This is a genomic window from Bryocella elongata, from assembly GCF_900108185.1.
GTDB classification, from domain to species: Bacteria; Acidobacteriota; Terriglobia; order Terriglobales; family Acidobacteriaceae; genus Granulicella; species Granulicella elongata.
The window spans coordinates 191,671-206,841 of the sequence record NZ_FNVA01000008.1 but is presented as its reverse complement, the minus strand read 5'-3'; the positions used below and the strand labels follow the sequence as shown (position 1 = coordinate 206,841).

At 63.1% G+C, this 15,171-nt stretch carries 14 protein-coding genes; 7 read left to right on the top strand and 7 right to left on the bottom strand.

From position 1 onward, the window contains the following. The first annotated feature begins 230 nt into the window (after nt 1-230). From C4S68_RS20650 to C4S68_RS20640, 3 genes are all read left to right on the top strand, one after another. A complete protein-coding gene (locus tag C4S68_RS20650) occupies nt 231-998 on the top strand; it encodes a succinate dehydrogenase (RefSeq protein WP_103935013.1) in 768 nt (255 codons plus the stop codon). A 177-nt stretch (nt 999-1,175) separates the two neighbouring features. Continuing rightward, complete coding sequence (locus tag C4S68_RS20645) at nt 1,176-1,481, top strand: hypothetical protein (RefSeq protein ID WP_103935012.1); 306 nt, start codon at nt 1,176-1,178, stop codon at nt 1,479-1,481. A gap of 177 nt (nt 1,482-1,658) precedes the next feature. Next, nucleotides 1,659-2,063, top strand: a complete 405-nt coding sequence (locus tag C4S68_RS20640) for a hypothetical protein (protein WP_103935011.1) — start codon at nt 1,659-1,661, stop codon at nt 2,061-2,063. Nucleotides 2,064-2,153: 90 nt separating this feature from the next. On the opposite strand, the gene C4S68_RS20635 is transcribed toward C4S68_RS20640, so the two are convergent. Further along, nucleotides 2,154-2,510 carry a hypothetical protein gene (locus tag C4S68_RS20635; protein WP_146072252.1) on the bottom strand — a complete coding sequence of 119 codons (357 nt, stop codon included), beginning with the start codon at nt 2,508-2,510 and terminating at the stop codon, nt 2,154-2,156. On the opposite strand from C4S68_RS20635, the gene sdhA reads away from it, so the two are divergent. The 3 genes from sdhA (at nt 2,498) to C4S68_RS20620 (ending at nt 9,044) form a co-directional block, all read left to right on the top strand. Next, entirely contained in the window at nt 2,498-4,270 is a 1,773-nt protein-coding gene (sdhA, locus tag C4S68_RS20630; RefSeq protein ID WP_103935009.1) for a succinate dehydrogenase flavoprotein subunit, read from the top strand. The two genes, C4S68_RS20635 and sdhA, sit on opposite strands and share 13 nt — an antisense overlap. A 459-nt stretch (nt 4,271-4,729) precedes the next feature. Continuing rightward, entirely contained in the window at nt 4,730-7,462 is a 2,733-nt protein-coding gene (locus C4S68_RS20625; protein ID WP_103935008.1) for a PAS domain S-box protein, read from the top strand. A 97-nt stretch (nt 7,463-7,559) separates the two neighbouring features. After that, nucleotides 7,560-9,044 (top strand): methyl-accepting chemotaxis protein, encoded by a 1,485-nt coding sequence (locus tag C4S68_RS20620; RefSeq protein WP_103935007.1) that lies wholly within the window; start codon nt 7,560-7,562, stop codon nt 9,042-9,044. Nucleotides 9,045-9,123: 79 nt separating this feature from the next. Here the strand turns inward: C4S68_RS20620 and C4S68_RS20615 are convergent, their stop codons facing one another. From C4S68_RS20615 to C4S68_RS20605, 3 genes are all read right to left on the bottom strand, one after another. Next, nucleotides 9,124-9,942, bottom strand: coding sequence for a DUF3419 domain-containing protein (locus C4S68_RS20615; protein WP_146072251.1), 819 nt, complete (start codon nt 9,940-9,942; stop codon nt 9,124-9,126). Between the two features lie 131 nt (nt 9,943-10,073). After that, on the bottom strand, nt 10,074-10,466 hold the full coding sequence (locus C4S68_RS20610; RefSeq protein WP_103935005.1) for a DoxX-like family protein: 393 nt from the start codon (nt 10,464-10,466) through the stop codon (nt 10,074-10,076). After that, complete coding sequence (locus C4S68_RS20605) at nt 10,393-11,181, bottom strand: hypothetical protein (RefSeq protein ID WP_146072250.1); 789 nt, start codon at nt 11,179-11,181, stop codon at nt 10,393-10,395. Before C4S68_RS20605 ends, C4S68_RS20610 begins: the two co-directional genes overlap by 74 nt. Before the next feature lie 111 nt (nt 11,182-11,292). Here C4S68_RS20605 and C4S68_RS20600 point away from each other — a divergent pair, with 111 nt between their 5' ends. Beyond that, nucleotides 11,293-11,616: a rhodanese-like domain-containing protein gene (locus C4S68_RS20600; RefSeq protein WP_103935003.1), complete on the top strand. Its 324-nt coding sequence runs from the start codon at nt 11,293-11,295 to the stop codon at nt 11,614-11,616. 130 nt (nt 11,617-11,746) lie between these two features. Here C4S68_RS20600 and C4S68_RS23830 read toward each other — a convergent pair whose 3' ends face one another. The 3 genes from C4S68_RS23830 to C4S68_RS20585 all read right to left on the bottom strand — a co-directional run bounded on the left by C4S68_RS23830 (nt 11,747) and on the right by C4S68_RS20585 (nt 14,959). Next, nucleotides 11,747-13,081 carry a hypothetical protein gene (locus C4S68_RS23830; RefSeq protein WP_103935002.1) on the bottom strand — a complete coding sequence of 445 codons (1,335 nt, stop codon included), beginning with the start codon at nt 13,079-13,081 and terminating at the stop codon, nt 11,747-11,749. A gap of 273 nt (nt 13,082-13,354) precedes the next feature. Beyond that, nucleotides 13,355-13,816: a hypothetical protein gene (locus C4S68_RS20590; protein WP_235011757.1), complete on the bottom strand. Its 462-nt coding sequence runs from the start codon at nt 13,814-13,816 to the stop codon at nt 13,355-13,357. Nucleotides 13,817-13,975: 159 nt separating this feature from the next. Continuing rightward, a complete protein-coding gene (locus C4S68_RS20585) occupies nt 13,976-14,959 on the bottom strand; it encodes a tyrosine-type recombinase/integrase (protein ID WP_103935001.1) in 984 nt (327 codons plus the stop codon). Between the last annotated feature and the right edge of the window lie 212 nt (nt 14,960-15,171).

Genomic DNA, 15,171 nt, shown 5'->3' with positions numbered 1-15,171 from the left:
GTGCCCCGCATCTCGAAGAGTTGTGGCCTTCCAGGGCTCATCATGGGCGCCGACGCCCCATCTCCGCACAGAATCTTCGATAACCGCGCGTACCTCAACCCTTTCCCTTGACGCTGCTTAAATGCCGGTGGAAGAATCGACCTGCCGCAAACGTGCCGTGCGGGTCCATCTCTTCCGCGCTCCAGCGTCCGTTTGCCCTCCCTCAGGACCTATAGGAGTAGAAGATAAGCATGGCCGCCACCGCACCAGCCCCGTCCTCCCGCTCGCCCCGTGGCGTGCAACCGCTCCGCGCCGGACAGGGTGATAGCTACCTGTGGCGCAAGCTGCACTCGCTCACCGGAATCGTCCCCATCGGCGCCTTCCTCCTCGAGCACATCCTCTCCAACTTCGAGATCCTCCACGGTCCCGTCGCCTACGGCAAGCAGGTGCTCTTCCTCAACTCCCTGCCGCTCGTCCGCGTGCTGGAGTGGGCCTTCATCTTCATCCCCCTGGCCTATCACGCCCTCTACGGCGTCGTCATCGCCTTCAAGGGACGCAGCAACGTCAACGTCTACCCCTGGGCCGGCAACTTCGGCTACATCGCCCAGCGCATCACCGGCATCATCGCGCTGCTCTACATCATTCAGCACCTGTACCGCGAACGCTTCACCGGCGTCAGCCTCCCCGAACACCCCGGTGCAGCCTTCGCCAAGGTCCAGCACGAGCTCTCCAATCCCTGGATGCTGGCCATCTACGTCATCGCCATGATCGCGACCTGCTGGCACTTCGCCTACGGCGTCTGGCTCTTCGCCGCCAAGTGGGGCATCACCCCCGGCGAAAAGGCCCGCAAGACCTTCGGCTACGCGTGCGCCGCCGGTGGCACCCTCATCTGCGCCATGGGCCTCGCCAGCATCATCGCCATCGTCATCGCCCCGCCAGCCCCAGAAGACGCCATGCCAGACGTGCACACCAGCATCTCGGCGCCCGCTTCCCCGGTCTCCCTGTCGCAGACACGATAGCCTTGTTTTGCTTGTCATTCCCGAAGGGAATCTGCGTTTGACTTGAATCGCCACGAACGGCAGGTCACGGCTTCAGCCGTGACACCAGAATAAGAACGAAAGGGGCTTTAGCCCCCGAGGTACGCAACCGAACGCTCGAACCCCGCGCCAACGCAAAGGGTTTCGGAGACAACCACCATGACGCTCCGGGTCCTGCAGACGCTCCTGATCACCGCCGTACTGATCCTCGTCCCGGGCTTCTGCCTCCTCGAGCACTGGCTCATCGCGGAGATCAATCGCTCCGGCCACCGATCCCCCGTCCGCCACTGGCAGGTGATCACCTGGAAGCAGTATCGCGAGCTGGAACACACCCACCGCGAGCTCTTCCCCGGCAGCTGGAAGCTCGACGCATTTCTGATGGTTCGGCGCCTCTCCATGGTCCTCGGCGTCGTGATGGTATCGGTCCTCTGGAGCATGCTCTCCAACAGAACCGCGCAGCATTAGTTGAAGTACGGCGCGCCGTACCGGAGTAGCAGCGGGCTTCAGCCCGCGGAACGCAGGCAACACCGAAGGGGCTTAAGCCCCGGAGCTTTGAAGGAACGTACGAACGGCAGGACATGGCTTCAGCCGTGCCGAAGAGACCCAAAGCGCGACGGGCTTCAGCCCCTGAGGGAAGCAAGGATGGCAGCAACCCCAAGCATCGTCACCTCCCCGATCGTCAGCCTTTCGCTGGCGCTCGCACGGTTGTCCGACGCTGCAGCCATCAACCTCTTCTGGCTGATTGGATCAGTGCAAGTCGCTGGCTTGCTGATCACACTCCCCGGCATGGGTTTTCTTCAGCGATCCATGGTGAACCAGATCAATCGCACCCAGCGGTACGCTCCGGTAAAACCAATGTGGCATCTTGGCATAGCTCAATGTTCCGAGCTCGAGACCGTATATCGAAATCTCTTCCCGGACAGCTGGAAAGCGGATATCTACGGCGTCCTGCGATCCTTGTCGATTTCGATGGGTGGTATCTGGGCGCTGGCCTACACCGGCAGTAAGATTCTCCACGTCTACGCACACCAGGGGCCTCAACCCTGACGAACCAAACCCCGGCAAGACCCACGCCGAGGCAAGAACGGAAGGGCCCGGTTTCAACCGGGCCACAAGAACGGCAGAGCGCGAAGGGCTTTAGCCCTGGAGGGAAAAATGGCAGCCAATCTCATTCGCGGTTTCGCCCTTCTCGTCGCTGGCTGCGCCGGAATTTATGCGATATTCCTTCGAGAAAAACTGATCGATGAACTCAAAGGCGTCAGGACCGTTAACCCGAGCGACTTCCCGCTCCACATTCCTCTCCTGCTCGAGCGCGCCCATCGATTTTCCTTTGCAGAGAGCCCCGTCCGAGCTCGGTTCCGCCGCGCATACCTCGCAGCGATGCTCGCCGCCTCTCTTGCAGCCCTCATGACCATACTCGTTGACCTTGGCCTTGGATTTTGATTCACGCTGGATTTTGATCTCTAGATAGGACCCGAACAATGGCAGCAACACCCCGCATCATCGTAGTCGGCGGAGGCCTCGCAGGCCTCTCGGCCGTCATCAAGATCGCCGAAGCCGGCGGCAAGGTTGACCTCTTCTCCATCGTCCCGGTCAAGCGCTCACACTCCGTCTGCGCCCAGGGTGGCATCAACGCCGCCAAGAACCTCAAGGGCGAAGGCGACGACGTCCTCAAGCACTTCGACGACACCATCTATGGCGGCGACTTCCTCGCCAACCAGACCCCCGTCAAGGCCATGACGGCCATGGGCCCTGCCATCATCGATCTCCTCGATCGCATGGGAGTGCCCTTCAACCGCACCCCCGAAGGCCTGCTCGACTTCCGCCGCTTCGGCGGAACGCTCTATCACCGCACCGCCTTCGCCGGAGCAACGACCGGCCAGCAGCTCCTCTACGCCCTCGACGAGCAGGTCCGCCGCTTCGAGTCCGAAGGCAAGGTCACCAAGTACGAAGGTTGGGAGTTCCTCTCCGCCGTCCTCGACTCCAACGGAGTCGCCCGCGGCATCTGCGCCATGGACCTCCGCACGATGGAAGTCCGCACCTTCCCCGCCGACGCCATCATCGTCTGCACCGGCGGCAACGGAGCCATCTTCGGCAAGTCCACCAACTCCGTCGTCTGCACCGGCTCCGCGCAGTCCGCGCTCTACCAGCAGGGCGCGTACTATGCCAACGGAGAGTTCATCCAGGTCCACCCCACCGCCATCCCCGGCGAAGACAAGCTCCGCCTCATGTCCGAGTCCGCACGCGGCGAAGGCGGCCGCGTCTGGGTGCCGAAGGACAAGCTCGACAAGCGCGCTCCCGAAACCATCCCCGAAGGCGATCGCTGGTACTTCCTCGAAGAGTGGTACCCCAAGTACGGCAACCTCGTCCCCCGCGACGTCGCCACCCGCGCCATCTTCAAGGTCGTCTACGAGAACGGCATGGGAATCGACGGCCAACCTATGGTCTACCTCGACGTCTCGCACCTCTCGCCCGAGCGCCAGCACAAGCTCGAAGGCATCCTCGAGATCTACGAGAAGTTCGTCGGCGATGACCCCCGCAAGGTCCCGATGAAGATCTTCCCCGGCATGCACTACACCATGGGCGGCCTTTGGGTGGACTTCGAGCAGCAGACCAACATCCCCGGCGTCTTCGCTGCGGGTGAGGCCGACTACTCCATCCACGGCGCCAATCGCCTCGGCGCCAACTCCTTGCTCTCCTGCATCTACGGTGGCTTCATCGCCGGCCCCAACGCCATGAAGTATGCGAAGACCCTTCCCGCAGCCTCAGGCGATGGCGGCCACGCCGCTGAGCTCGCCCGGCAGAAGATGATGAACCAGGCCCTCATCTCCAACCAGGGCAAGGAGAATCCCTTCCGCGTCTGGCGCGAGCTCGGCGAGACCATGACCAAGCACGCCACCATCATCCGCTACAACGCCGGCCTCGCCGAAGCCGACGCCAAGATCGTCGAGCTGATGGATCGCTACAAGAACGTCAACCTCTCCGACAAGAGCCAGTGGGCCAACACCAGCTTCGCCTTCACCCGCCAGCTCTGGAACATGCTTGAGCTCGCCCGGGTCATCGTTCAGGGCGCTGCCGCCCGCGACGAAAGCCGCGGCGCCCACTACAAGCCGGACTTCCCCGAGCGGGATGACGAGCGCTTCCTCAAGACCACCAAGGCCAGCTTCGTCGACGGCGCCCCGAAGCTCGAGTTCGAGGACGTCGACATCCAATACATCACCCCACGGCCACGCCGTTACGACGCGACCGCATAAGGTATCTCAAAGTAACTGCCGAAAGGAAAGGCTGGTTGGGCGAAGACTATCTCCCCCGCCAGCCCTTTTCTTGCGCTACGCCAACCATCCCGAGCGCGCTGATCCTGCTGAACCACAACCTGATCGATCCATACAATCCTGCCTGACAGGCACGTCTGGCGCTGCACCGTCACGGGTATCTCGGAATAAAAACCGACGAGCCGCAGGGATTACTTTGCCGCCATTTCCTGACTTGATTCCGTGCAACCAACGTGGCATCGCGCAGGAAAATATGTCCCTGTTTGATAAACGTGTGCGCTTGGAACGCCGTTAGGTCGTCATATAAAGTCCCGAAACGAAACCGACGGTTCGGGAATCCACAACAGTGGTAGGCAGCAGGAGTCCCCACAGCGCATCGAAGTCGTTAGCATCAACCTCGTTCGACCGGGCAGAGACGAAGGGTTGCAGAGAGAGGGCGTCATGCCGTCAAGACAGTTCGTCACGGCTCGCAGTCGCGATCTCGCGACCGCACTGCTCTGTGCGGGGTCTGCCCTGCTGGTGCACCTCGCCCTGCGTCAGTTTCTCGGTCCGCTGCCACCCTACCTGACGTTCTATCCCGCCGTAGCAGTCGCAGCGCTGCTGTCAGGCGTGTGGTCAGGTTTTTTCTCCGGTATCTTCTGCGGGCTCTGCGCGTACGCCTTTCTGGTGCCTCCATCCGGATCCGTCGTCTTCTCCAGGGCCACCACCGGCATCGCCTTCGCCACCTTCGTCGTCACCGCCTCGGCCATGGCCTGGCTGGTCACCACGCGCACGCGCAGGGAATCGGTTGCCGCTACAAAAGCCCGCGCCGAGGCGGACGCCTCCGCGATGCAGCTCGCCCAGGCAAACGCCCGCCTTCAGGCTGTCTTCGACAACCTCGAGGAAGGCGTGCTCTTCGTCGATGCCAGCGGGGCTGGTGTCACCGCCAACGCCGCCGTCACCCGCATCCTCGGAGTTTCGGCCGCTGCCTTCGCTAATCCCGCGACCGACCCACGCGCCCATTCTCTCGACGAGCAGGGGCGCGTCATGGCGCTCACGGAAATTCCCAGCGCCCGGGTCATCGTCTCCGGCGAAAGCGTCACCGACGTCCGCATGAATCTCCCCGACGCCAGCGGCAATCGCCACTGGCTCAAGGTCAATGCCCGGCCCCTGCGCGCCTCGGATGGAACGATCGCCGGCGCCGTGACCTCCTTCAGCGACATCACCGCCAGCAAGCTCGCGGAAGACGAGCTCAAAGCCAACCGCGACCGGCTCGAGCTGCTCATCGAGAACGCACCCGTCGGCCTCGCCATGTTCGACCGCCAGATGCGTTACATGAAGGTCAGCCGGCGCTTCCTGGAGGACTTCGACCTGGTTGGTAGGAACGTCATCGGCCTCGGGCACTATGACGTCTTTCCCGATCTTCCCTCCTCACTTCGCAGCATCCACCAGCTCGCTCTCGAAGGCGAGCAGCACGACTGCAACGCCGAACCGTTCCGGCGTCCCGACGGCTCCACGCAATGGATTCGCTGGCAGATCTACCCATGGCGCGACGTCAACGGTGCCGTAAGCGGCGTCATCCTCTTTACGGAGGACATCACCGCACAGCGCAAAGCCCAGGCCCATCTTGAAGCCACGGAAGAGCGCTTCCGCAAAGCCTTCCTGCTTTCGCCCTTCCCCGTCATCCTCATCAACTGGGACACTGGCGTCGTCATCGATGCCAACGAAGCTCAGCTGACCCTCATGGATCGGCGCCGAGAGGAAGTCATCGGCCGGTCCACCCCCGACTACGAATTCTGGGTCGACCCCGAACGTCGGGAGCAGCTTCGCCAAGCCGTCACCAACTTAGGCAGCGTCAAGGACTTCCGCATGAAGTTCCGCCGTGGCGACGGTGAGATTCGCGACGGGGTCATCGACGCCCAGCAGCTTGAAATCAGCGGCCAGCCCTGCGTCGTCAACGTCACCCGCGACGTCACAGACGAGCTGCGTCTCGAGCAGCAAACGGCCGACCTGCAGAAGACCCAGGCCATCGGCCGGCTAGCCGGTGGCCTCGCCCACGACTTCAACAACCTCCTCGGCGTCATCACCGCAGCCACCGAGCAGGCAGAGTCTGGCCCGACCGCCCAGCTCGACACCCAGCTCGATCGCATTCGCACAGCAGCGTCACGCGCCACCGAACTCACCGGCCAGCTCCTCGCCCTCAGCAATCACGATGCAGCCTTCCCCCGCGACCTCGACCTCAATGAAGTCCTGCAGCAACTCCGTCAACGCTCCGAATCGACGGATCCAACCTCCTGCCGCGTCAAGCTGGTCCCCGACCAAAAGCCCGCACTCATTCATGCGGATCCGACCCTCATCGAACGCGCACTCCTCACCCTGACCGCGAAAGCCCGCGAGGCGAGTGGAGACAGGCACGTCGTCGTGAGCTTGCATCCCGTACAGTTCACGCCCGAGACAGCCCGCGTCCTCCATCCCGCCTGCCGCGCGCGGTCCTACTATGCCATCTCCGTCACGGACTCCGGTCCAGGCATGTCACCCGAGCAGATCGAGCGAATCTTCGAACCCTTCGGCGCCACCCGCCCCGGAATGGAGGGCGACGGTCTCGGATACGCCGCGGTGCAGGGTATCGCGCTCCAGTGCGGTGGCTTCGTCGACGCCCATAGCGAAATGGGCCACGGAACGACATTCACCCTCTACCTGCCCACCCTTCACGCCGAGCCCCGCGCCGCAGTCGAGCCAGTCGTCCCCCCGCCCCCACCCGTGCAGGAGCTCGAGGCAAAGCCGGTCGTCCTGGTCGTCGAAGACAACGCTCCTCTCCGCGAACTCACCGTCGAAATGCTCTGCGAAGCCGGCTTTCAGATCCTCGAGGCTGATAGCGCCGAGTCAGCCATGGAACTCATCTCGCGCGACAAGCCCCGCATCGATCTCCTCCTGACGGACGTCATCATGCCCGGACGCAACGGCGTCGAGCTCCACGGCGACCTGGCCACCACCTACCCCACCGCCAAGGTCCTCTTCATGTCCGGCTACCCCAGCGACGTCCTACAGGGCCGCAACAGCGCCGCCACAGAGCACACCTTCCTCCAGAAGCCCTTCAATCGAAAGAAGCTGCTCGCCAAGGTCAACTCCATCCTGAATGGGGAAATCTCCGCTGCACACGCCCCAAATCCTCCCCGTATCAAAACGGCGTTCTAAACCTTCTCCCCTGCCTGCCGATAGCCCTGTTACCGATCTCCTCGTAACGGCGATAGCCTCGCCCACGAATGGAATATCGACGCAGGAGTGAAGCTGGATGTCGATCAAGAAGAAACTGTTGATGTTGTATGGGGCCGCGCTACTCTGTGCCATCATCATGGGCACCACTGCCGTACTCATCTTCCAGAGCACCACCGACGAAGTCCACCGCGTCGTTCATGGGGACTCCGTAAAGCTTGGCCTCTCCGGCGAACTGGAAGCCCTCGCGCTCCAGATCTCCTCCGCGCAGCAAAGCCAGCTCACCAGCGCCGTCCTCAACGACGAGCATGGCATCGCCGCAGCCCGCACGACCCTGGAAAAGAGCTCCGCACGCTTCAGTGAGATTCTCGAGCAGTTTCGCCCCCTGCTCATCACTGCTGAAGGCAAGCAGCTCGTCGCGACACTCGAGAAGTCCAACCAGGATCTCAACAACGAGGCCACTTCCCTCGCTGCCCTTGTCGACGCTCACCGCCTCCCGGAAGCACGTGCCGAGTACGCCTCGAAGCTCCTCCCCATCTCTTCCAACGTCAACGCACTCGCTGCAAAGCTCCAGAAGCGCGAAGAGGGACGCATCGCCGACATCGGCGCCACCCTCGAGAGCACCGTGCACAACGGCCTCATCAGCCAGATTGCGCTTGTCGTCCTCAGCCTCGCCGTCGGTGCCTGGCTCTTCGTCGTGATTCAGAAGCTTGAGAGCGACCTCCGCGAGAGCGTCCACGAACTCCGCGACGGCTCCTCGCAGATCGCGCAGGCCTCCAACGAGATCGCAACTTCCGCCCAGGCCCTCTCCCGCGACGCCAGCGAACAGGCAGCCCTCACCGAGGAGACCTCGGCCGCCACCGAGCAGGTCAGCTCCATGGCTCAGCGCAACTCGGCCAATGCCAACAACGCGCTCTCCGTCATGCTGGAAGCCGAGACCAACTCCGCCGCCGCCAACCAGGGCGTCGCAGACTGCGTCGATGCCATGAACGCCATCAGCGAGACTAGTCACCAGATCGCGCAGACCCTCCAGATCATCGAGCAGATCGCCTTCCAGACCAACATCCTCGCCCTCAACGCCGCGGTCGAGGCCGCACGCGCCGGAGAAGCCGGCATGGGCTTCGCCGTCGTCGCCGAAGAGGTCCGCAACCTCGCCCAGCGCTGCACCAAGGCCTCCGACGAGATCACCGTGCTCATCAACCGCTCCGTCAAGAACGCCAACACCGGCCGCACCCTCATCTCAGCTCTCACCGAGAGCGGCCAGCAGGTCACAGCCGCATTCTCCAGGCTCAAAGGCCTCGTCCAACAGATCACCGATGCCAGCCAGGAGCAGGGACGTGGCGTCGGCCAGATCGGCCAGGCCGTCCAGCGCATCGAGCAGGCCACCCAGCGCACCGCAGCTGCCGCCGAGGAGCGCGCAGCAGCCGCCGAAGAGCTCAACGCCCAGTCCGAAACCCTCCATCACGTCGCCGGTCGCCTCGGCAAGATGGTCGGGGTCGGCGAGTCCCAGGCCGGGAACTTCGCCCACCAGCGAACCTCCCCATCGCTCCGTTACGCCAGCTAGTCCCGCTGGACACCCAAATGCGCGGAGGCGACGAGAGCATCTCGTCGCCTCTGCGCGGTTCAAGCAACGCTTATATCTGTCATCCCAGGACGGAAAGGTAGTGGTCCGCCGTTGCCACCGTCACCTCGCCCCACAGGATGGACCTGTCCCGTTCACTCCAGTCCTCGCAGAACGGAAAGCCCGTGCTCCGTCCAAACGTACGCAATACCAGCATCGCTCCCGCGGCAGACGCTCGTGCCACCGCACGCATCAGCCGCTCGCGATAGCCCGCTGAAGCTCCATCCAGAATGTTCGACAGCGTAAACCCCTCCACGCTGCCCTCCGCCAACGCCTCCAGCACGCTGGCCGCATCGCCATCACGCCACGTCACGCTGCCGCCGCGCGCCATATCTATCGCCTGCTCCTCGGCTTCACCCAGCAGCAGCGCCCGCGCATAGGGATTCTCCGCATTCGGGTGACGTGAAAACGTCCGCTCCATGCGCTGGCACAGCACCTTGCCAAACTCAGGTTCGAGCGCGGCCAGCAACGGCTCCGAATACACCCTCCGCAATACTGCTCTCGACATCAGCAGCTCCATCCCTTTGCGAAATCTCCACGTATCCAGGTTGCGATGCCAGAACTCCGACTGCGCTTCCACATCCCGCATGCTGAGGAACTCTTCCAGCAGCCCGCGGCTCCAGCCGATCTGCGGCATCAACCTCCGCATCGCAGCCATCGCCCGGTCAGCATCTCCAACCCGTCGCGGAGCTCCCTGTCCACGCTCCCGCGCATACTCCAGCTGGACCGGGTTGATGTCGCATGCCACCACCTCATGCTCTTCTGCCAGTGCCAGTGCCGTATCTCCCGCGGAAGCGATGCAGAACACCCGCCCTTTGCCCGCGAATACAGCTCGTTCCACCTCCGCATCCTCGTACATGCGGCCAAAGAGGATTCGGCGTTCCCCCTGGCGGGCACCCAGCCGCCCGGCAGACCAGGCAGTATCAGCGATTGCCGGTGTCGGACCCGTGCTCGGCGGCGTCGCCACAACGCTCATGGCCGCACCCCACCCGCGGCGCCACACACCCATGCCAGCATCAGGAACGCCGCATTCTTCACCACCATGCCTGCCGGGTCATGAATCATGTTGCGAGCCCACAGCAGACCATTCGCATTCAGCGTCACCAGCAAGACCGTCTGCGTCACAGCGCACAGCCCCGGAGCGAAGCCCCACAACACCCATACGCCAAGTGCCGCTTCCACAACGCCCAGCACCATCAAAAACGGCGCAGCCCATCCGCCGAAACGAGGCACCGCACTCACTACCTCTTTTTGCGACGGCGCCTTCGCCAGCACCTTGCACCACAGCCCCTCATACAGCCACACCGCCGCGACGCCCACGCGCAGCAACAGAATCGGTGGAGACGGTATCGCCAGATCCAGCATTGGAACCTCCACTCTTCACATTCGCCATCGACGCCGCTCCCGGCCCCGCGCCGGGCCTGTTCAACGACCGCACCAGCCCGCGCAGCACGTACCGGTGCAGCGAATGCAGCACCCACGCCTCCAGCGGACGGAACAGCCACCGCGGCCCCAGCGTCGTCCGGTACAGCGTCGTCAGAACAATCTCCGTCCCGCTCTTCGCCCGCCGCAGCACATACGCTCCCTGCACCGCGACCGCGCAGTCCTCGATCCCCAGGTGCGACGCCACCACATCGAACACCAGCCGCGTCGGCGGCGAGACCTCCAGAATCCGTTTGGCCAGAAAGCCGCTCGTGTACACGCAGTCCACCTGCGCTCCCGGCCCCGACTTCGATCCCCGCGTCCTTACCGGCGCCGGGAGCACCCTCCGCAACAACCGCGGTGCGACCCCGGGAATCTCCTCGTAGAACACCACCGCCGTCCAGCACCGCTCCGGAGACTCCGGCAACGTCACCGTCGTCGTGATCAACTCCTCGGTCGCTGTGCCCTTGAACCAGCGCAGAACGCCCCAGAACAGGCGCAGCCATGGACTCAGGCCCGCTCTTACGCCTGCCTCGCCACCATCAGACGATTCCACCACGCTGCTCGGATCATCCAGGTCGTCCGCGCCCGGAGCCGCTACTGAAACCACCTCGCCCGTATGGAGATTCGTCTCCACAGGGATTACGGAACGTTCCATGCTGCAAAGTATTGGCTCGTGCCATCGCCATCGCCGTGATGCCTGTCACCGCCACAGCAAGGCAACTTCGGTTATCGCTCTTCGCACCGCGCCGGGTACCATGCATACAGCATGAATCTCGAGATCACCGTCGACGACCTGAAGACCCAGCTTGCTTCCGCCAACCCGCCTCTGCTCCTCGACGTACGTGAGCCCTGGGAGTACGACACCGCCCACATCGAAGGCTCCACCCTCATGCCCATGGGCGACGTCCCCAAGCGCGCCTTCCAGGAGCTCGACGAAGACAAGCCCATCCTCGTCCTCTGCCACCACGGCGCCCGCTCCCTCAACGTCACCGTCTGGCTCCGCAACCAGGGCTTCCCCTACGCCCAGTCCGTAGCCGGTGGCATCGACGCCTGGTCCCGCGCCATCGATCCCCACGTCCCCCGCTACTGAGCACGCCACTCAACCTCACACCTCGCTTTTACCTGAAAACCTCGCACCTCTACAGCTCAACAGCAACGCGTCCGGTCACCACCAGTCCAGCCCGCTAACACGAAGCGCCAACGGGCGCTGCCCGCTGCCCTCACCTCTCATACCCCCACTCGCTGATCATGTGAAATCCCCGCGTCATCAGCGGGTAGCTCGCCGGGGTAGCCACGCGATGAAACTCCATCGAAGATCCCTCCGTACTCAGAACCAGGTGATTCGCATCCGGCGTCTGCCACGTGTAGTTCACCGCGCCACTTCCGCCGCGACTCGTCATCTTCAGCTTGTGCTTCGCTTCGTCGTACGTCAGGTACATCCGGTACAGCTGCCCGTCCGTCGACCGCGCCATCCCGCGCGTCAGGCTATCGATCGAGATCGAGTACCACTGCGCCCCGCCGAACATCTTCGGCATCGTCTGTCCCGCATCCAGCTCCCATAGCCCGCGTATCGGCGAAGGCTTCTGCACCGACGCCAGGTACGTTGCGTAGCGTCCGCTGTCATACGCCGCCAGCGCCCAAACGCTCAGCACCATGTACGCAACCTCGAAGCCCACAATCGCCCGTCGCAAGCTCAGCCCCTGCGCCGGAGGCACCCACACGCCCACCGGCCGCGTGTGCCGCTGCATCACGAAGAACTCCCACAGCGGCTTCATGTCCGGCAGCATCACAAAGCACGCCATCGCCAGCAGATGAATCGCATACAACTTCACCGGCACATCGAAGAACAGGTTGTACAGCACCACGTTCGTCATCACGAACGCGCTCAGCATCGCTCCCGCCAGCGCCGTCCTCCGGAACAGGATCAGCACGCCGCCCGCAACCTCTGCGAAGCCGCACACCCGCTCATACATGGGCACCAGCCCCAACAGCGTCCACAGCAGCGTCATCGGAGAGCTGTTGCCCACCGGCTCATTCAGCACCGCCAGATTCGGCGGCTGCATCTGCACCGGAAACACCTTGTAAAACCCGTACTGCAACATCCCGATGCCCACATTCAACCGCACCAGGAACCGCAGCCACGCATACAGCGTGTCGTAGTTCGCCCGCTTGCGGTCCAGCACCGACCACACCGCCGTGCCCACCACCGCAATCACCAGAAACGTCACACACAGCAGGTAGTTCAGCAGCGTGTCCCCGCTGCCATCGCGATGCCACGCCGCCGCCATGCCCGTCAGGTGCAGCAGCCGCACCGCCCACCATTGCGTCAACGCCGCCATCGGCTGCGCCAGCGCCGTCGCCAGCGGCTTGTCGATCGACGGAAAGACCTCCAGCGGCGTGAAGATCGTCACGTTCCCGTTGCAGAACATATAGAGCGTCAGGTACAGAAACACCACCCGAAACGCGATCTTCCGCGGCAAGGACCACACCGCCGACGCAGGGTTCACAACCTCCACCGCTTCAATCGAAGACACCACGGCCACAGAACTGCTCATGCAACACACCTCCGATTCCCGCGCTCAATACGCTTGGAAACCCGCAGACGACAACAGGCAGAGCTATTTCAAAATCTGGTCAGGAATGTCCGTAGTGTACACAACCCCGCGCATACCCCAGGTGCCCCATGTCTCGCTCTTGAGACATGGGTTCGCAGGATGCATCAGGACAACCACCATCGGGTGGGCCCCTCAGCTACCAGCGCCCTCACACGAACGCGAAGCGCTTCCCGCGCAGCGGCTACCGGGCGAAGCCCGCTAACGGCGCAGCCGCTACCTCATATACGTATACGTCCCGCAAAGCGTCGTCGAGTTCATGATCGCCTCCGCCTTCAGCTCCGGCATCGCCGAGCCCGAGAAAAACGCCACGTGCAGCTCTTTGCCCACCACCGCCGTCACCATGTATTGCGTCTCTTCGTTGCCGCACAATGTGTTCTTGTGCAGCAGCTTCTTGCCGGGCTCGATGCTCAGGTGATACAGGTTGCCCACCACCGCGCCCTCAGGAGCATCGATGTCAAATACCGCCCGAGCCTGCGCCGCATCCACCTTGTGGATCTGGGCAATCGTGTACAGCGCGAAGTTGATCGTCACCTTCAGCGTGCCAATGCCAATGTCACCCGTCGTCGACTTCGCGGTCTCGCTGGAAGCACGCCAATAGCCGTTATCCTGCGCCCTCGCGCTCACTGCACTAACCGCCATCGCACCGCAAACCAGCAAACCCGCCAGAAACTTCATACCTCCAGCATGGCATCGCCAACCACCCAAGGCAACTGGCATCTGGAATCTGGAAGGTCCCCAACTCCCAAGCTCCTGGCTCCCAGCTCCTGGCTCGTAGCTCCCAGCTCGATCAAGCTATCTCGCTATTCGCTCCCAGCTGTTCCGCTGTTCTGCTCTTCAGCTGTTCTGCTGCAACTTAGCCCGCGGATGCGTCTCGTCATACACCCGCTGCACCTGCGTTACCGTCAGCTGCGTATACCGCTGCGTCGTCGACAGCCGCTCGTGCCCCAGCATCTCCTGGATCGCACGCAGGTCCGCGCCTTCCTCCAGCATGTGCGTGCCAAACGCATGGCGCAGCGTGTGCGGATGCACATCCGCCGGCAGCCCTCCACTCAACGCAATCCGCTTCACAATGCGCCCCACGCTCCGCGTCGTCAGCCGGCACGTCCCTCGCATCCGCAGATTCACCAGCAACGGACCCTCATGGACCAGCTTGCCCTTGCCCGCCCGCTCCAGCCTCGCCGCACGGTCCGGCAGATAGCCCCGGATCGCCTCCGCTGCAGCATCGCCCAGCGGCACCATCCGCTCCTTGCGACCCTTGCCAAACACCCGAAGCGCCTCATCCTTCCAGCGAACACTTACTAAGTCCAGCCCCACTAACTCCGAGTTACGAATCCCACAGCCGTACAGTAACTCGAAGATCACCCGATCCCGCTCCGGCCATGCTGTAGCGTCCGCCTCTCCGCCGTCTGGGCCCTGAGCCCTGGGCCCTGAGCCTTGTTCGAGAGAATCGAGAACCCCGTTCACATCCTCCATACTCGGCACCCGAGGCAGATGCTTCGGCAATCTCGGCGTCGTCACCAGCGCTCCAGGATTCGCCTCCACGACGCCCATCTTCGCCAGCCACTTGAACCAGCTCCGTATCGCCGCCAGCGCCCGCGCAATCGAAGCCTTCGTCAGCCCCTTGTCGTACAGCACCGCCATGTAACTCCGGATATGAGTGTGCTCAATCGACCGCACCTCCACATCCTCACCAAGACTCTCCACGAGATACGCGACAAATCCCCGCACCTCCCGCGAGTAAGCCCGCACCGTATGCTCAGAAGCCCCCCGCTCACCCCGCAACATCGCAAGAAACCGCTCCGCATAGTCACTGATCATGCTGCCTTCAGCTTTCACGATGTGACCTCGCCACATACCACTGGGCCGAACGTCGAATCATTCCCCGAAAACTGGGGTAGATGAAGACGCACCGGACAAGTAGGAAATAGAAAATCCACGCGGCAATAGCAAAAATGACAAGCCGGGCGTTGACGGGCAAACGCCCCAGAACTTCGGACAGCGGAGTAAGAGGCAGAAGCAGCCATAAGAAC